Genomic DNA, 17,635 nt, shown 5'->3' with positions numbered 1-17,635 from the left:
ACGGCACCTTTCGCGTAGACCGCATCTGGAGGGTCTGCGCCGTCAGGTACGACTGCTGGAGCGAGGGGAAAGCGATGAAGGACACGGGGTGGCGCCATTGGGCGCGGCAGCACTGGACGAACGTCTGCCGGGCGGCGGGCTGGCGACGACCGGCCTGCACGAAATTCTGCCCGCCCGCAACGAATGGGACGACGGCGCCGCATCGGGCTTCGCTCTGGCTCTGCTCGGCCGGCTGACGGCCCAACGCGAAGGGACGATCCTCTGGGCTGCCCGACAGGCCGATCTCTATGCCCCCGCGCTGGCCGGTTTCGCTGTCGCCGCCGACCGGCTGCTGCTGGCACGCACCGAAAGCGATGGAGGAACCCTTTGGGCCCTTGAGGAGGGGTTGCGCTGCCCCGATCTGGCGGCCGTAGTGGGGGAAATCGGCGACTTCGACCCCACCGCCGCACGCCGCCTGCAGCTGGCCGCTGAGACGATTGGGCGACCCTGCCTGCTGCTGCAGCGGCAGCGCTTGGCGTCCCGTCGCGCCAGCACCGCCAGTCCGGCCCTGACACGCTGGCGGGTCGAGGCGCAGGCCGGGAATAGGCGATGGCCCGAAAGCCTGCAGAGGGATCTGGTCGGCAATCCGGTTTGGCGTGTCGAGCTGCTGCGCTGCCGCGGCGGTCGCCCAGCCGTCTTCGAAGTGGAGTGGGATCATGCGACGAGTGCTTTCGCTCTGGCTGCCGAGCTTTGCGATTCAGCGTCGGCAGCGTTCGGCTAAGCGATCCGAACAGGCCAAAATCTCCACGAGCGCCGGCCAACCGGAATACCCCCTCGCCCTGACCTTGCGGGACGGACCGCGCATTCTTCTGGCTGCTGTCGACAGCGCTGCCGCCCAGGCCGGCGCGGCGCCGAGCCAAACCCTCGCGGAGGCACGCGCGCTCTGCCCGGGACTGCATAGCGAAGCGATAGCGCCCGCAGCCGATCGTGCGGCGCTCGACAAGCTGACCGATTGGTGCAGCCGCTACACCCCCTGGGTGGCTTTGGATTCAGCCGGCGAACCAGGCGGTGCCGCCGGACTTTGGCTCGACATCACCGGCTGCGCCCACCTGTTCGGCGGAGAGGAAGCCCTGGCGACGGAGTTGGTGGCGCGGCTTGCACGCTTCGGTCTGACGGCCCGGATCGGAATAGCCGATACGGCAGGCGCCGCCTGGGCCTGCGCTCGCCATACCACCGAAGCCGCGCAACCGATCCGCAGCATCGCCCCCGGCGCGCAGAGAGAGGCCTTGACCCCGCTGTCCGTCGCGGCCCTGCGCCTTCCGGCCGCCGAGGCGGAACTGCTGCGCCGCTTCGGCCTCTCGCGGATCGGCGATCTTCTCGAACTGCCGCCCGCCGCTCTGGAACCGCGTGTCGGACCGGTGGTCGCCCGCCGCCTGCGGCAGGCGCTCGGCGCCCTGGATGAGCCGATCTCGCCGAAAACACCGGTCCCCCCGCACCTGGAACGGCTGAACTTCGGCGAACCGATCGGCACGCCGGAGGACATCGCCCGCGCGGTCGAGAAGCTGCTCGGCAAGCTCTGCGCGAAACTGGAGAAAGATCAGTCGGGCGGCCGGAAGTTCGTACTGACCGCCTATCGGGTCGACGGCAGTCTCTCCCGCCTGCTGGTCGGTACCGCCCGCCCCCTGCGGGATGCGGCCCATCTGAAACGACTCTTCGCCGGCAAGCTGGAGGCACTGGATCCGGGATACGGACTCGAAGCCATGGTGCTGGCCGCCGAAACCCTGGAACCGCTGACAGCCCTGCAGATGACCCTGGAGGAAGGTCGGGCGCAGGCCGATGCAAAGGGACCGACCTCCGTTAAGGCCGCCGCCCGTCATGACTTGGGTCGCCTGGTCGACCGCCTGGGCGGTCGCTTCGGTTTCGAGCGGGTGCATCGTCTGACCCCACGTGAAAGTCACCTGCCGGAGCGCTGCGTCGCACCAGGCCCCGCCCTGCCCCACCGGGCGCGCAGTCCAAGCGGTCGCGCCGGCCCCGCCAAGGTCGGGACGCGCCGATCGCTTGGCTGGCCGGAAGGACCGGTCCGGCCCGTCCGCCTGCTGACGCGGCCGGAACCGATCGAGGCGATCGCCGCCTGGCCCGACGCGCCGCCGGCTCAATTTCGTTGGCGCCGTCTGCTTCACCGCGTCGCGCGGGCGGAAGGTCCCGAGCGCCTCAGCCGGGAATGGTGGCTGCCCCGCGACGAGGGCGCGGCGGATCGCGACTACTTCCGCGTCGAGGATGAAGACGGCCGGCGCTATTGGCTCTACCGCGAAGAAAATCGCTGGTTTCTCCAGGGTCTCTTTGCATGAGACAGACACCCAAGACGGTGGCGGCAAATCGGCTGCCATCGCTTGACCCCAACGTCGCAACCAGGGTCTCGGGGGCGTAATGCGGCCGACAACGCCGCCTGCCTACGCCGAGCTGGTTGCGGCGACCAACTTCTCGTTCCTGCGAGCCGCTTCGCACCCCGAGGAGCTGGTCACGGCGGCCAAGACACTGGGGTTGACGGCGCTCGGCGTGGCCGACCGCAACTCCCTGGCCGGGGTGGTGCGCGCCCATACGGCGGCCGAGGAAGCCGACTTGCCGCTGCTGGTGGGATCGCGGCTGGTCCCGCGCGACGGCCCGGAGGTGGTCTGCTATCCAAAGGACCGGGCCGCTTACGGCCGCCTCTGCAAGCTGCTGACCCTGGGCAAGCGTCGGGCGGTCAAGGGAGCTTGCGATCTGAGCTTCGCCGAAGTCGTCGCCTTCCTGTCTGGCCAAGTCGCCATTCTGCTGCCGCCCGACAGACCCGATGCGGCCTTCGAAACCAACCTTCGCGCCTTGCTTCGGGCCGCACCGGGCGACGTCTATCTGGGCGCAAGCTGGCATCATCGCGGCGACGACGCTCGGCGCCTCGCAGGGTTGGCCGAGATTGCCGAGCGTTGCGCGGCGCCCTTGGTCGCGGTCGGCGAGGTGCTGCTGCATCACCCCGCCCGCAAGCCTCTGCTCGACACGCTCACCTGCATTCGCGAGGGCGTGACGATCGATGCCGCAGGCTGGAGGCTGGAGGCGAACGCAGAACGTCATCTGAAACCACCCGACGAGATGGCACGGCTGTTCGCGGCCTGGCCCGAAGCCTTGGAGCGGACGCTCGAGATCGTCGGCAAATGTCATTTCAAGCTGAGCGATCTGAGTTACGAATACCCTATCGAACGGGGCGAGCAGGGCCGCACACCACAGCAGGAACTCGAACACCTCACCTGGCAAGGCGCCGCCGAGCGCTATCCGCACGGCATCCCGCCGAAGGTCCGCGCCACCCTGACCTACGAGCTGACGCTGATCGCGGAGCTGGACTACGCCGCCTATTTCCTGACGGTCCATGACTTGGTGCGCTTCGCGCGCAGCCGCAACATTCTCTGCCAAGGCCGTGGTTCCGCCGCCAACTCGGCCGTCTGCTACTACCTCGGCATCACCTCCGTCGATCCTGCGAAAATCGATCTGCTGTTCGAGCGCTTCGTCTCCGCAGAGCGGGGCGAACCACCCGACATCGACGTCGATTTCGAGCATGAACGGCGGGAAGAGGTCATCCAGTACGTCTACGATAAGTACGGACGCGACCGCGCCGGTCTGGCGGCCACGGTGATCTGCTACCGCAGCCGCGGCGCGGTGCGCGAGGTCGGCAAGGCGCTCGGTCTGTCGGAGGACACGGTCGCCGCACTGGCCGGCTCGATCTGGGGATGGTCGAGCGATGGGGTGGAAGAAGAGCGAGTGCGCGAGCTAGGCCTGGATCCCACCTCTCCACGCCTGGCTCTGGTGCTCGACCTGACCCGCGAACTGATCGGCTTTCCCCGGCACCTCTCCCAGCATGTCGGCGGCTTCGTCATGACACGCGGCCCACTCGACGAGGTGGTGCCGATCGAGAACGCGGCCATGGAGAACCGGACGGTCATCGAATGGGACAAGGACGACCTGGAGTCTCTCGGTCTCCTCAAGGTCGATGTACTGGCCCTCGGCATGCTCACCTGCCTGCGCAAAGGCTTTTCCCTTCTGCAGCACCACTACGGCCGAGTGCTCGATCTCGCCAAGGTGCCGCAGGACGATCCGGCGGTCTACAAGATGCTTGGCGAGGCGGACTCTCTGGGCGTCTTCCAGGTGGAGTCGCGTGCGCAGATGAATATGCTGCCGCGCCTGCTGCCCAAGACTTTCTACGACCTGGTGATCCAGGTCGCGATCGTGCGTCCGGGCCCGATCCAGGGGGACATGGTGCATCCCTATCTGAGGCGGCGCAAAGGCGAAGAGCCCGTCGCGTTCCCATCGCAGGAGCTGGAGGAAGTTCTGGGCCGCACCCTGGGTGTCCCCCTGTTCCAGGAGCAGGCGATGAAGATCGCTATCGTCGCGGCCGGCTTCACGCCGAGCGAGGCCGATCAGCTTCGCCGCGCCATGGCGACCTTCCGCAAGCTCGGCATCATCCACGAATTCCGGGAAAAGCTGATCAACGGCATGACCCGAAACGGTTACGAGCGCGACTTCGCGGAACGCTGCTTCAAACAGATCGAAGGCTTCGGAACCTACGGCTTCCCGGAAAGTCATGCCGCCAGTTTCGCGCAGTTGGTCTACGTCTCGGCCTGGATCAAGTGCCACTATCCGGCGGTCTTCGCCTGTGCCCTGCTGAACAGCCAGCCGATGGGCTTCTATGCCCCGGCCCAGATCGTGCGAGACGCGCGCCAGCACCAGGTCGAGGTGCTGGAGCCCGACGTCAACGCCTCGGTCTGGGACTGCACGCTGGAGCCGGCCCGTGCCGGTCCGGGCATGGCCCTGCGGCTCGGCCTGCGGCAGGTGAAGGGCCTGTCTCAGAGCGAAGCCGAGCGCCTGGTCGCAGGTCGCGGCAACGGCTATCCGGATCCGCTCAGCCTCTGGCGCAAGGGCGAGGTCGGCGCCAAAGCCCTGGAGGCGCTGGCCCGCGCCGATGCCTTCCGCTCCATGGGCCTCGACCGGCGCGAGGCTCTCTGGGCGGTCAAGGGCTTGCCAAAGGCCGAACCGCTTCCGCTCTTTGCCGCCATGAGCGAGGAGGAACGCGGGTCGGATCCTCAGGTGCAGCTACCGAAGCTCAACCAGAGCGAACATGTGGTTCAGGACTATGCCAGCCTGCGCCTGTCTCTAAAGGCGCACCCGCTCTCCTTCCTGCGCGACGAGCTGACGGCGGAGGGTTACAGCAAGACGAAAGCGCTGCAGCAGGCCAGCGACGGACAGCGCCTGTCGGTGGCGGGGCTGGTGCTGGTGCGGCAGCGCCCCGGTAGCGCCAAGGGCGTGATCTTCATCACCCTGGAAGACGAAGCCGGTATCGCCAATCTGGTGGTTTGGCCGGATGTCTTCCAGCGCTTCCGCACGACCGTGCTCAAGGCTTCGCTGCTCGGCGTCAGCGGAAGGGTGCAGCGCGCCGGGAAGGTGATCCACTTGGTTTCCGAGACGCTGGTGGATCAGACCGACCACTTGGCGACGCTGGAAATCCGCCCGCGCAATCTGATCGACACGCCGATACCGCCGAATGGAAAAACGGAGAGCGAAAACAACGGTAAAACGGGATCTATTGACGTCTCGACCGAGACGGTCTTCCAGCGCGCCATCACCGGCGTCGACGAGGTCAAGCGTCCGATTCCGGACCAACGTAAAGCCAGGCGGCTGAAACTCATCCAGAGCCGGGATTTTCATTGAGAAGAGCGGCTGCCACCGGATCTTCGCCGACTTCACCCCACCCGAGTCATTCGGCCCGGCGCCACTCCTCGACCCACAGCGTCGTGGGCCCCATGTGGCCGGTCGGGCGCACCCCCTCCAGCCAAGGCGACAGAACGAAGGGCTGTGCACGCCAATAGAGCGGCAAAGCCGGTAGGTCGGTGGCGTAGAGCCGCTGCAGCTCGGCCCAGAGTTCCGCCCTCACCTCCCGATCGAGTTCCACCTCGATCCGGTCGATCAGCGCATCCATCTCCGGCGAGCAATAGCCCATATAGTTCTGACCGCCCCAGCTGTTCTCTTCCGTCGGGATCTGCTCGCAGTGCAGCGTGGTGCGCGGCACGTTCTCCGGACTGGAGAACCAGGCAAACATGGCCATGCCGGTGAAGCGCCGCTGGCTCACAGTCTGGCCGAAGAAAACCCGCGCAGGCTCGTTGCGAATGGTCAGCTCGACCCCGATATCCCGCAGCTGGCTTTGGATCACCTGCTGCACTAGCTCACGCGTGCGATCCCCGGCCGTAGTCATGATCTCCAGACGCAGAGGATCGCCCGCCGCGTTGCGCCGAATGCCGCTCCCCCCCTCGCGAGGCCAACCCGCCTCCTCCAACAGTGCGTCGGCGCGCTCGGGATCGAAGGGATAGGTCGGGATCCCATCGCTGTAGACCCAGTCGAGCGGACTGACATTCCCGTCGGCCACAGGATTGCGCCCGGCGAAGAGGCGCTCGCTGATGGCATCGCGGTCGATGCCATGCAACAGCGCCTGACGCACACGCCGATCCGCCAAAATCGGATTGTCGAGCATCAGATCGATGTGCTCATAGACCAGACCCGGCTTGAAGAGGACATTCCAGTCGTCGCCGTGGCGCTGCTCGAAGGCCAAGGCTTGATCGACGGTCAGACCCATCGCGCCTGGCACCATGTCGATGGCACCGGACAGCAGATTGGCCTCCAGGGCCGGCGTGTTCTCGATCACCCGCACGACGATGCGGTCGAAGGCGGGCGGCGGCCCGTACCAGGTTTCGTTCGGCTCCAGCGCCACCTCGGCACCCGGAGTCAGCGAGACGATCCGATAGGGTCCGAAGGCCAAACCGGGATTGGTCGGATCGCTGTCGAAGGCCGTACGGGTGCGATAGCTCGCAGGATCCGCCTCGAAAATCGGCCGCTCGATATGGGCCGGCAGGACGCGAAAATCGGCCGCCGAACCGTACTCGAAGGTGACGCGGTCGGCGTGCAAGGTGAAGGTCTTGTCGTCGATTACCGTGATATCGAGGATGCGCCGATAGAGCTCGAAATTGCTAACACCGGACTGCGGATGTCGGCCGACTTCCCAGGTGAAGACCACGTCCTCGGTGGTGACGGGCGTACCGTCGCCCCAGGTCGCCTCGGGATGAAGGCTGTAGGTGACCGCGATCCCCTCCTCTCCATCGGGCGTCGTTTCTAGAACGGCCGAGCCTGTCTCCAAACTCGGCACCTCGGTGCAGAGAAAACAGACCACTTCCCAATCGTGATCGTAGTGGGTGAGCGGCCGCAGGGTCATGCCCTGCAGGTAGCTCTTGGCCAACATGGAATCGATGTTGGGATGCAGCGTGGAGGGGAACTGGGTGATACCGATGGTCAGAGTGCCGGACCCGCCCGCCGCCCGCAGGGAGGCATCGGGCGAGACGACGAAGGCGAGAAACGCGAGAAAGAGACACCAACGACGCAGCAGCCGACCGTGGAGCAAGGCTGTCCGCTTCCGCCTCATCCCGTCAGGTCCCGCCCAATCCCGTAGCATCGGAGCCGGCCGACAGAGCATTGCTGTCACCGGGCGGCGGTAGCCGCCCCTCCTCCACCGCATGGCAGCGGACCTGACCGCCGGCCGCAAAGTCCAGCGTCTTCGGCGTTTCGCTGCGGCAGCGCTCCTCCGCAAAGGGACAGCGCGGGTGGAAGTGACAGCCGCTGGGCGGATGGATCGGACTCGGAACCTCGCCGGCCACCGGAATGCGCTGTCGTCCGGTCATCTCCAGGTCGGGAATCGCGTCCAGAAGCATGCGCGTATAGGGATGCTGCGGATTGAAGAAGACGCGCCGCGCTTCGCCCCACTCCACCAAGCGACCCAGGTACATCACGCCGACGTAGTCGGAGATATGATATACGACGGCGAGGTCGTGACTGATGAAGAGATAGGTCAGGCCCAGCTCCTTCTGGAGCTCCTTCATCAGGTTGAGGATCTGCGCCTGCACCGAGACGTCGAGGGCAGAGGTAGGCTCATCGCAGACCAGGAACTCGGGGTTCGAGGCAAGCGCCCGGGCGATGGAGATTCGCTGGCGTTGACCGCCGGAGAACTCGTGCGGAAACTTCTCGCCATCGCGGGCCGAGAGCCGCACCTGTTCCAGCAGTTCCCCGACCCGCCGCCGGATCTGACCGGCATCGCTCATGAGGCCGTGCGCGCGGATCGGCTCGGCGATGATGTCAGCCACCCGCCAGCGCGGGTTGAGGCTCGCGAAGGGGTCCTGGAAGATCATCTGGAAGCGCTTGCGCACCGGCGCCTGCTGCTTGCGGGTCTTCAGGGTGGCGAGATCCGTGCCCTCGAAATGCACCGTTCCACGCGTCGGCTGATAGAGACCGACGACAAGACGCGCCACCGTCGACTTGCCGCAACCCGACTCTCCCACAAGACTGAAGGTCTTGCCGCGCGGAATGTCGAAAGAAACGCCGTCGACGGCCTTGAGAATCGACTTGGGCTCGTTCTCCAGGACGCGATTGAGCCAGGGCGGCGACACGTCGAAATAGCGGGCAAGGTCCTGGACCTGCAGCAAGGGCTGCTCGCCGGCCGCCGGCTGGGGCCGAAGTCTGGACTCGTTTCGGACGTCTTCTGCGATCTGCGCCATCAAATTCCTCCGGCCCGCTCTACTCGGCCGCTCTCTTCGCACCCTCGTCGAACAGCCAGCAGGCGACTTCGGTGCGGTCAACGGAGATCAGTTCGGGCCGTTCCACGCGGCAACGGTCGTGAACGTTCGGGCAGCGCGGATTGAAGGCGCAGCCTTGCGGTATTTCGGTCAGACGCGGCATCGAACCGTCGATCTGCGTCAGTCGCTCTGTATCGTGACCGATCATCGGGATCGAGCCCATCAGGCCGTGGGTGTAGGGATGCTTAGCGTTCTGCACCACATCGCGCACCGGACCGATTTCGGCGATACGACCGGCGTACATCACCGCCACCCGGTCGGCCGTCTCCGCGATTACGCCCATATCGTGAGTGATCAGCATGACGGCCGCCCCATGTTCCTTACACATCCGCTTCAGGAGCTTGATGATCTGCGCCTGGATCGAAACGTCGAGCGCGGTGGTCGGTTCGTCCGCGATCACCAGCTTGGGGTTCACGCAGAGCGCCAGGGCGATCACCACGCGCTGGCGCATCCCGCCGGAAAACTGATGCGGATACTGGTCGATCCTGCGCTCCGGCGCCGGAATACCGACCTCGGACAGCAACTCGATGGCCTGCTTGCGCGCCGCCTCTTCCGAGATGTCACGATGGGTCTGGATGGTCTCAACCAGCTGCCGGCCGACGGTGTAGAGCGGATTGAGGCTGGTCAGCGGGTCCTGGAAGACCATGCCAATCTCGCGTCCGCGGACCTGACGCATCTCCCGGTAGGAGAGATTGTCGATCCGCCGCCCCTTGAGCAGAACTTCGCCCGCCGCGATGCGGCCCGGCGGCTCAAGCAGTCCGATAACGGCGGAGCCGGTGAGGGATTTGCCGGCGCCGGACTCGCCGACGACCCCCAGTACCTCGCCCTCCTTGATGTCGAAGGACACCCCGTTGACGGCGACCAAGGTTCCGCGCCGGGTCGGAAACTCGACCCGCAGATCGCGGACTTCCAGCAGAGGGACTCGATCTGTATCTGACATCAGCGCAGCTTCGGGTTCAGGGCGTCGCGCAACCAGTCGCCCAGCAGGTTCACGGCCAGGACCAGGATGACCAGCGCCACACCGGGGAAGATGGTCATCCACCATTCGCCGGAAAAGAGATACTCCTGGCCGATCCGGATCAAAGTCCCGAGCGACGGCTCAGACGAAGGGATGCCGACGCCCAGGAAGGACAGCGTGGCTTCCGTCAGGACGGCCAGCGCCAGCGACAGCGTACCGATCACCAGCACCGGGCCCATGACGTTGGGCAACACATGGCGCACCATGATCAGCGTTGGATGGATGCCGATTACCTTGGCGGCCTGCACGTACTCACGGTTCTTCTCCACCAAGGTGGAACCGCGAACGGTACGTGCGAAGTTGACCCAGAGAGACGAGGCGATCGCCAGGATCAGCACCGGATAAGTCAACTCCTCGGCCGTGTTGCGCGGCAGTACCGAGCCGACGATGCCATCCACCAGCAGCGCGATCAGGATCGCCGGAAAGGTCAGCTGAATATCGGCAACGCGCATGATCACGCTATCGACCCGCCCGCCGACATAGCCGGAGATCAGACCGAGGATCGTGCCGATGATGGCAGCGAGCAGCACGGAGGCGAAGCCGATCACCAAGGAGGCCTGCATGCCGAACATGATGCCGGACAGCATGTCCCGGCCCTGATCGTCGGTCCCCAGCGGAAAGCTGGCATCGCCCCCGGCCGACCAGACCGGCGGTTTGAAGGCGTCCATCAGATTGAGGCTCGCCAGGTTGGTGGTGTCGTGCGGTGCGATCCAGGGCGCCAGAAAGGCCCCGAGAAACAGCACCACGGTCACCGCGAAGGCGACCATCGTCAGCGGCGAGCGCTTGAAGGAGTAGAAGACGTCGGAGTCGAGGAAACGGCGCCAACCGTCCAAGACCTTTCCGCCAAAGGTTAGTTCGGAAGCGGTTCCCGCATTTCCCGGTTCTCGTGCCATCTCGGCCATGGGGCTACGCCTCCTCTAGTGTCCGCCGCCGCCGCGCTCGACGCGCAGCCGCGGGTCGACCACGTAGTAGAGAAGGTCGACGATCAGATTGATGAGGACGAAGAACAGGGCGATCAGCACCAGATAGCTGCTCATCACCGGAATGTCGGCGAACTGAATCGCCTGAATGATCAGAAGCCCCATGCCCGGCCACGCGAAGACCGTCTCGGTGATGATCGAAAAGGCGAGCAGAGAGCCGATCTGCAGACCGATGATGGTGATCACCGGAACCAACGTGTTCTTAAGCGCATGGCCGAAATTGATCGCGCGGTTCGACAGGCCCCGCGCCCGCGCGAACTTGATGTAGTCGGTACGCAGGACCTCAAGCATCTCCGCGCGGACGAGACGCATGATCAGCGTCAGTTGGAACAACGCCAGGGTGATCGCCGGTAGCACCAGGGAGCGCCAGCCCTGCAACGTCAGGAAGGAAGTTTCCCACCAGCCCAGGTCGACCGTCCCGCCGCGCCCGAAGGTCGGCAACCACGCCAGCCAAACGCCGAAGATAAGAATCAACAGGATGCCGATCAGGAAGGTGGGGAGAGAGATTCCGATCAGCGATACCGTAAGGAAGATCTTGGATATCGGTGAATTGCGATTGAGCCCGGTGTAGACCCCCATCGGCACACCGACCACCAGAGCGATGATCGCCGAAACCAGGACCAGTTCGATCGTCGCTGGCAGGCGCTGTGCGATGATGTCCTCGACCGGGATGCCCAGACGATAGGACAGCCCGAACTGGAACTGAGCGGCATTGCCAACGAAGTTCATGAACTGGATCGGGATGGGATCGTTTAGCCCAAGCCGTTCCCGCAAGGCCTCCCGCTGTTCCTGCGTGGCATCCTGTCCGACCATGTTATTGATCGGATCGCCGACGAACTGAAACAACGAAAAAGACACGAAGGCAACGACCAGCATGACCAGGATCGCCTGGAACAAACGCTGGATGACGAAGGCGAACATCTGCCTCGAAGCTCCCTGACGTTCATCCTTAGTCTGCCCGAGCGGTCTGTTGCCGCCCTTTTTGCCGCGCAGCCTGAGAGGATGCGAAAAACAACGGCGGCCCGGAGGATCGTTCTCCGGGCCGCCGCCCCGCGCCCGAAGGCGTTATTGCATTACGACGTAGCGAAGATCGACGTCGTTGAAGGGACGCTGGATGATCTCAGCCACCGTGTCCGTCCGCACGCCCCAGGCCAAGGCTTGCTGGTGCAACGGAATGTGACCAACATCGTCCTGATGGATCTGGAAGGCCTCGGTGATGAGCGCCTGACGCGCCTCCGGGTCCATCTCCGTCTTGATCCGCTCGGCCAGATCCATGACGTCCTGATTGTTGTAGCGCCCGCTGTTCCAGTCGCCATGGCCCGGCGCACCGGTCGTCATGAGCTGCATCAGCGGGTTCAGGGCGTCGTAGGAGCCCGGCGTCCAACCCAGCATGAAGAAGCTGGTGTTGTTTTCCTCGGCCCGGCCAATCTTGTTGAAGTGCAGAGACTTGGTCTGCGCGTTCAGGCTGACGTCGATTCCGATCCGCTCCAGCATCGGAATCACTGCATTGCAGATCGCCTCGTCGTTCACGTAGCGATCGTTCGGGCAGTCGAGCGTAACCGGAAAGCCATCGGCCAAGCCGGCTTCCTCGAGCAGCTCACGCGACCTGTCAGGGTTATACTCGTAGGGCGTATTGAGGTCCTCGACGAAGCCGTTGATGCCCGGTGCAACCATCAGGCCGGTCGGCGTGGAGGCGCCACGCATGACCACACGCTGGATCGCCTGTAGGTCGATGGCATGAGCGAAAGCCGCGCGAACCCGCTGGTCCTTGAAGGGGTTCTGGCCGGTGCCAGGCATGTCGAGCAGTTCGTCACGCCACTGGTCGAAGCCCAGGAAGATCGTCCGAAGCTCCGGTCCCTCGAGCACATCGACGTTCGCCTCGTTCTGCAGACGCGGAATGTCCTGCAGCGGCACCGGGTACATCATGTCGATCTCGCCGGACAGAAGCGCGGCGACGCGCGTCGCGTCGTTCGGGATCGGCGTCAGAACGGCACGATCGATGTTGGACATCATGTCGTCGGCGTTCCAGTAGCCCTCGAAGGGCTCGAGCACCAGACGGTTGTCCTGAACCCACTCGACCACGCGGTAAGGGCCAGTGCCGTTGGCATTGACGTTCGGGAAGTTGGTCTGGCCAGCGCCACGCACAACCTCGAAGGAGTTGTTCTCCTCCACCCACTCCTTATCCATGATGTAGAAGTTGGGCATGTTGAGCAGCAGGATCGGGTCAGGACCAGTGGTCACGATCTCGACCGTGTAGTCGTCGACCTTGCGCACTTCCTCGATCGTGGCGATCGCGAAAGACATGTCGGAAGTTTCCTGCGACTGACGCTCGAAGGAGTAGACGACGTCATCCGCCGTAAAGGGGTTGCCGTTGTGGAAGGTCACACCCTCCCGCAAGGCAAAGCGCCAGGTGACGTCATCGACGTTTTCCCAACTCACCGCTAGATCCGGTTCCAAAGAGAGGTCCGGCTTGCGGTGGATCAGCATGCCGTAGATGTTGCCCTTCATGGTGTTGGTCGGACCCTCGTTATTCGAGTGGGGGTCCAGACCCAAGACGTCGCCGGTGGTGGCGTAGCGGAAAACCTTCTCCTGCGCCTGCGCATCCTGCGCCGACGACAGTGTCAGAGCCGCCACGGCAGCCACAGCAGCGACCAGTCCCAGACGGTATCGCATAGCTGTCTCCCTGTAACTCAATCCCTGCGCGGTCCGATGGCGTGACGCCACTGACCACTTTCATGATCCCTTCTTCAATCCCGTCTCGGCGATCGAGAGCGGATGCGATCTACGCGATCGCCCCCTGGCCGTCGGGCGAAACGGTGAGGGTTGCCCGTTTCACTGAGCCGTAACCTATGCCCCCTTTGGGCGGCGGAACAAGCGGAAATCACCGCCCGTCGCCCCCGCATGGGCGTCAATTTATCCCACACGCCTAGAGCAGGATCGCCTTAGGTGGAATCGCTCCGGCGATCCCACCTAAGGCGTGATTCCTGCTCTCATCATTAGGCTTAGAGGGCGATTCACGTCTTAGGTGGAAGCCAAAACGCTTCCACCTGAGACGATCGCGCTCTAGAGAGCGTTTTTATAGATTTCCCCCGCTTTGACAATCAGAGGGATGTGCTGTCCCTGGTCCTGCAGAAGCTGGAGATCGGCCAGGGGATTGCCATCCACCAACAGAAGATCGGCATACGCGCCCGGTGCGATGCAGCCCAGCTTGCCGGCACGGTTCATCAACTCTGCATTGCCGCTGGTCGCCTGCCGCACGACCTCCAGCAGAGACAGAACCTCGGCGCGAATCAAAAATTCGCGCGATTGATGACGATGCATCTTGCCCAACAGATCGCTGCCGAAACCCATCTTGACGCCGGCCGTACGCAGAATCTCAAGGGCCTCCAACCCGGCGCCGCGCACTTCCGCGATCTTGCCGACGCTGATCGGTGGTAGGCCGAGGTCGGCTCCTTCCTCCGCCAGCGCATCGTAGGTCGACAGGGTCGGCACCACCCAGGCATCGCGATCCCGACAGACCTCGGCGGTCTCGGCATCGATCAAGTTCCCGTGCTCGATCGACTTGACGCCAAGTTCCACGCAACGCCGGATGGCTTCGGGCGTGTAGGCGTGCGCCATCACGTAGGTTTTCCAACTTTCGGCCTCCCAGACGGCGGCCGCGATCTCTTCCTCGGAATACTGCAGATTCCAGATGGGGTCAGCTGGGCTGGCCACGCCGCCGGACGCCATGATCTTGATCTGAGTCGCCCCCTTGCGCAGTTCCTCGCGGGTGGCCCTGCGCACCTCGGTGACGCCATCAGCGATCACGCCCATGACGTTGCCGTGTTGGCCGCAGAAGCAGAAGGCCGGATGGTCGGCGGCCCGCTCGCGGAAGTCCGCATGACCGCCGGTCTGCGTCAGAGCCTTGCCGGAGTAATAGAGGCGCGGCCCCTTAATCAGGCCGGTCTCGACCGCGAGAGCCAAGCCGAAATCGGCACCGCCGGCGTCTCGCACTGTGGTGAACCCCCGCAGCAAGGCAGCCTCAAGGAAACTGCGCGCATACTGGCCGATGTGATAGGCGCTCATCGTTTCCAGGCGCGCGATGTTCGGATCGGCCGCGACGGCGTGAAAGTGTGCGTCGATCAGACCTGGCATCATCACACGCCCTGCGGCATCGATCCGCCGAAGCTCCGCGGAACCTGTCGAGATCGCCCCTTCGGCAACCTCCTTGATCAGGCCGTCCTCGATCAGAACAGAGGTGCCTTCGCGCAAATCGGGCTCGAAACCGTCGAACAGCAACGCGTTTTCAATCACAAGCAAGGTCATTCGGCGCCTTTGAAAAGAAATGGGGGACCGGAGCCGCAAACAAACGCGACCACATACAGGACTGTGGCCATACCAATGACATCGGCCACGGGTGTCAAATCGAGAAGATGTCCTCTGTCGAGCGTCGCAGGCGCCACCGAGGCAGCCGTCATCGCCCTGCGACACCCTGAAGTGTGGAGGGCCAGCGACTGAAAGACTGATCTAGAAAACCTGGAAGATCGCGAGGATCCCGATGGCGGCGACGACCACGCCGAGCACGCGATTGACCTGAACGATGAAGTTGCCGGAGACGTTCCGTCGCACGGCACTGGAGGCCGCGATCAGCGTCAGCCACCAAAGCGTGGAGCCGGCAGCGACCCCGATCACCAGAGTCGTGCCTATGGCCAGCGTTTCCGCTTCGCCGGACGGACCGAGCACGCCTAGGCCTGCGAAAGCCCCCATGAAGCCGAGAAAAGTTGCCGGGTTGATGATCGTCAGGCCGAAGCCTGTGAAGATCATGCCAAGGCGATCGAGCAGTCCGGCCAGAGACCAGGGACTGAGATCGGCCTCATCTTGCGCGGAGAGAACCTGACGGCCCAGCAGCTTGGGCGCATGAACGATCATGTAGATGCCATAGCCCAGCAGAAAGATGCCGCCGACGAAGCTCAACTGGCTGTAATGCGCCTCCAGCCATCTGATGACGAGCGACAGCCCCAGGGCCGCGATCGCGGCGAAAACGCCGTCGGCGATGGCGGAGCCGAGGCCGCAGAGCAGGGCCTCGAAGCGATGTCCGTGCAGGGAACGGCGAATGCAGATCGCGCCGACGGCACCGACCGGCGCGGCTACGACAAAGCCGATCGCAATCGCCTGAAGCAGAAGATAGAAATTCGAGATCATAGTGTTGAGGCTGTCCGGCGACGGCGGCGGCAGCTTGTCCTAACGTCGCCGCGCGAGCGATCCAAGCACTTTCCTGGCCTTGCTATCCGAGCATTACTGCCCTGCTCCGCGGTCCCGCCCTTGCTGCCGGATGGAAGAGAGCGATAGGCTACCGCAGAGACGTTAGGCTACCGTCAATAAGCCGAGCCACCTTGAGGCGCGGCGTCAAACCCAGGAGTCGCTTTCGCCATGGTCGATCGTCCCAATTCCCCGTCCTTCCGTGACGTGGCGGTCAACTTCCATCCCTATACCAATGCCCGCAAGCATGAAGACAAGGGCGCGATGGTGATCCGGGAAGGCAAAGGCATCCATGTCTATGACGACGCTGGCAAAGAGTACATTGAGGGTCTGTCGGGCCTCTGGTCCGTCGCTGTCGGCTTCGGCGAGGAGCGCCTTGTCGAGGCTGCCCGCGCCCAGATGGCCAAGCTGCCCTACTACCACTCCTTCGCGCACAAGAGTCACGAGCCTGCAATCGAGCTTTCCGAGCGGCTGCTGGCCATGGCTCCGGGCAAGATGTCCAAGGTCTTCTATACGAGCTCGGGCTCGGAGGCGAATGACACCGCCGTCAAGCTGGTGTGGTACTACAACAACGCGCTCGGCCGACCGGAGAAGAAGAAGGTCATCGGGCGGATCAAGGGCTACCACGGCATTACCATCGCCTCCGGCAGCTTGACCGGCCTGCCCTACAATCACAAAGACTTCGACCTGCCGATCAAAAACATCCTTCACACCGCCTGTCCGCATCACTGGCGGTTCGGCTGGGAAGGAGAGAGCGAGGAGGAGTTCGCCTCCCGCCTCGCCGGCGAGCTCGAACAGCTGATCCTGTCCGAAGGCCCGGATACCGTGGCCGCCTTCATCGGTGAGCCGGTGATGGGAGCGGGCGGCGTGATCACGCCGCCAAAGACCTACTGGGAGAAGATCCAGACCGTCTGCCGCAAGTACGACGTCCTGGTCATCGCCGACGAGGTCATCAACGGCTTCGGCCGCACCGGACAGCTTTGGGGCTCGACCACCTACGGCATCGAACCCGATATGGTCGTCTGCTCGAAGCAGCTCACCTCTAGCTACATGCCGCTTGCCGCCCTGCTCTTCTCCGATGAGATCTATCAGGCGATCGCGGACAATACGGCCAAGATCGGTACCTTCGGGCACGGCTACACCGCCAGCGGCCATCCGGTCGCGACCGCCGTTGCGCTGGAGAACCTTAAGATCATCGAGGAACGCGACCTGGTCGGCAACGCCGCGCGCATGGGCGAACGCCTGCAGGCCGGTCTGCGCCGTTTCGCCGATCACCCGCTGGTCGGGGAGGTTCGTGGCGTCGGCCTGATCGGTTGTATCGAGCTGGTCGCGGACAAGGCCAGCAAGCAGCCGTTCGATCCGGTGGGCGCAGTCGGCACCTATTGCTACGAACGTTGCCAAGACCACGGCCTGATCATCCGCAATCTCGGCGATCAGATGGCTTTCTGTCCGCCGCTGATCATCGACGAGACCGGGATCGATCAACTACTCGAACGGTTCGGCCGGGCGCTGGACGAAACCGAAAGTTGGGCTGGCAGCCAGCACCTCGCGGCAGAGTAACAGGTTCGTCAGCTCCCTTTAGGTGTGCCGTTGGGCGGCGTTGCAACTGATGTAAAAGGCAACGCCCGATCCCTCCGTCACGAGAGTGTGACCGAAGCGATCCGCGGCGTTTCTGCCCTGGCTTGCGAGGTGTCCTGCGGATTCTCGCTTTCCGCAGCGCAAAAAAC

Annotated in this window: 12 protein-coding genes; 4 read left to right on the top strand and 8 right to left on the bottom strand. The window is 64.2% G+C overall.

Annotated elements, in window-relative coordinates; genetic code table 11:
• Window positions 1-88: 88 nt before the first annotated feature.
• The 3 genes from ACO054_RS02540 to ACO054_RS02530 all read left to right on the top strand — a co-directional run bounded on the left by ACO054_RS02540 (window position 89) and on the right by ACO054_RS02530 (window position 5,709).
• A complete protein-coding gene (locus tag ACO054_RS02540) occupies window positions 89-760 on the top strand; it encodes an ImuA family protein (protein WP_421708878.1) in 672 nt (223 codons plus the stop codon).
• Window positions 696-2,327 (top strand): Y-family DNA polymerase, encoded by a 1,632-nt coding sequence (locus ACO054_RS02535; protein WP_421708877.1) that lies wholly within the window; start codon window positions 696-698, stop codon window positions 2,325-2,327. Before ACO054_RS02540 ends, ACO054_RS02535 begins: the two co-directional genes overlap by 65 nt.
• A 79-nt stretch (window positions 2,328-2,406) precedes the next feature.
• Complete coding sequence (locus ACO054_RS02530) at window positions 2,407-5,709, top strand: error-prone DNA polymerase (protein ID WP_421708876.1); 3,303 nt, start codon at window positions 2,407-2,409, stop codon at window positions 5,707-5,709.
• 46 nt (window positions 5,710-5,755) lie between these two features.
• Here the strand turns inward: ACO054_RS02530 and ACO054_RS02525 are convergent, their stop codons facing one another.
• The 8 genes from ACO054_RS02525 to ACO054_RS02490 form a co-directional block, all read right to left on the bottom strand.
• Window positions 5,756-7,447, bottom strand: a complete 1,692-nt coding sequence (locus tag ACO054_RS02525) for a peptide ABC transporter substrate-binding protein (RefSeq protein ID WP_421708875.1) — start codon at window positions 7,445-7,447, stop codon at window positions 5,756-5,758.
• A 25-nt stretch (window positions 7,448-7,472) separates the two neighbouring features.
• Window positions 7,473-8,594, bottom strand: coding sequence for an ABC transporter ATP-binding protein (locus ACO054_RS02520; protein ID WP_421708874.1), 1,122 nt, complete (start codon window positions 8,592-8,594; stop codon window positions 7,473-7,475).
• A gap of 19 nt (window positions 8,595-8,613) precedes the next feature.
• Window positions 8,614-9,612 (bottom strand): ABC transporter ATP-binding protein, encoded by a 999-nt coding sequence (locus ACO054_RS02515; protein WP_421708873.1) that lies wholly within the window; start codon window positions 9,610-9,612, stop codon window positions 8,614-8,616.
• Window positions 9,612-10,592 carry an ABC transporter permease gene (locus ACO054_RS02510; RefSeq protein WP_421708872.1) on the bottom strand — a complete coding sequence of 327 codons (981 nt, stop codon included), beginning with the start codon at window positions 10,590-10,592 and terminating at the stop codon, window positions 9,612-9,614. Before ACO054_RS02510 ends, ACO054_RS02515 begins: the two co-directional genes overlap by 1 nt.
• A 15-nt stretch (window positions 10,593-10,607) precedes the next feature.
• Entirely contained in the window at window positions 10,608-11,591 is a 984-nt protein-coding gene (locus tag ACO054_RS02505) for an ABC transporter permease (protein ID WP_421708871.1), read from the bottom strand.
• A gap of 144 nt (window positions 11,592-11,735) precedes the next feature.
• Entirely contained in the window at window positions 11,736-13,343 is a 1,608-nt protein-coding gene (locus tag ACO054_RS02500; RefSeq protein ID WP_421708870.1) for an ABC transporter substrate-binding protein, read from the bottom strand.
• Between the two features lie 390 nt (window positions 13,344-13,733).
• On the bottom strand, window positions 13,734-14,975 hold the full coding sequence (locus ACO054_RS02495) for an amidohydrolase family protein (RefSeq protein ID WP_421708869.1): 1,242 nt from the start codon (window positions 14,973-14,975) through the stop codon (window positions 13,734-13,736).
• Window positions 14,976-15,176: 201 nt separating this feature from the next.
• Window positions 15,177-15,851 (bottom strand): LysE family translocator, encoded by a 675-nt coding sequence (locus ACO054_RS02490; RefSeq protein WP_421708868.1) that lies wholly within the window; start codon window positions 15,849-15,851, stop codon window positions 15,177-15,179.
• Window positions 15,852-16,079: 228 nt separating this feature from the next.
• On the opposite strand from ACO054_RS02490, the gene ACO054_RS02485 reads away from it, so the two are divergent.
• Window positions 16,080-17,468, top strand: a complete 1,389-nt coding sequence (locus ACO054_RS02485; RefSeq protein WP_421708867.1) for an aspartate aminotransferase family protein — start codon at window positions 16,080-16,082, stop codon at window positions 17,466-17,468.
• Window positions 17,469-17,635 lie beyond the last annotated feature (167 nt).

The organism is Algihabitans sp. (assembly GCF_965226985.1).
Classification (GTDB): Bacteria; Pseudomonadota; Alphaproteobacteria; order Kiloniellales; family DSM-21159; genus Algihabitans.
Note: the sequence above shows the minus strand (reverse complement) of the source record. Positions and strands in the feature narration are given on the sequence as shown.

What these genes read in the sequence shown, in the direction of transcription:
- ACO054_RS02515 (WP_421708873.1), bottom strand. Translation starts at nt 9,612, where the DNA reads ATGTCAGATACAGATCGAGTCCCTCTGCTGGAAGTCCGCGATCTGCGG.
- ACO054_RS02530 (WP_421708876.1), top strand. Translation starts at nt 2,407, where the DNA reads ATGCGGCCGACAACGCCGCCTGCCTACGCCGAGCTGGTTGCGGCGACC.
- ACO054_RS02505 (WP_421708871.1), bottom strand. Translation starts at nt 11,591, where the DNA reads ATGTTCGCCTTCGTCATCCAGCGTTTGTTCCAGGCGATCCTGGTCATG.
- ACO054_RS02500 (WP_421708870.1), bottom strand. Translation starts at nt 13,343, where the DNA reads ATGCGATACCGTCTGGGACTGGTCGCTGCTGTGGCTGCCGTGGCGGCT.
- ACO054_RS02485 (WP_421708867.1), top strand. Translation starts at nt 16,080, where the DNA reads ATGGTCGATCGTCCCAATTCCCCGTCCTTCCGTGACGTGGCGGTCAAC.
- ACO054_RS02520 (WP_421708874.1), bottom strand. Translation starts at nt 8,594, where the DNA reads ATGGCGCAGATCGCAGAAGACGTCCGAAACGAGTCCAGACTTCGGCCC.
- ACO054_RS02490 (WP_421708868.1), bottom strand. Translation starts at nt 15,851, where the DNA reads ATGATCTCGAATTTCTATCTTCTGCTTCAGGCGATTGCGATCGGCTTT.
- ACO054_RS02495 (WP_421708869.1), bottom strand. Translation starts at nt 14,975, where the DNA reads ATGACCTTGCTTGTGATTGAAAACGCGTTGCTGTTCGACGGTTTCGAG.
- ACO054_RS02535 (WP_421708877.1), top strand. Translation starts at nt 696, where the DNA reads ATGCGACGAGTGCTTTCGCTCTGGCTGCCGAGCTTTGCGATTCAGCGT.
- ACO054_RS02510 (WP_421708872.1), bottom strand. Translation starts at nt 10,592, where the DNA reads ATGGCCGAGATGGCACGAGAACCGGGAAATGCGGGAACCGCTTCCGAA.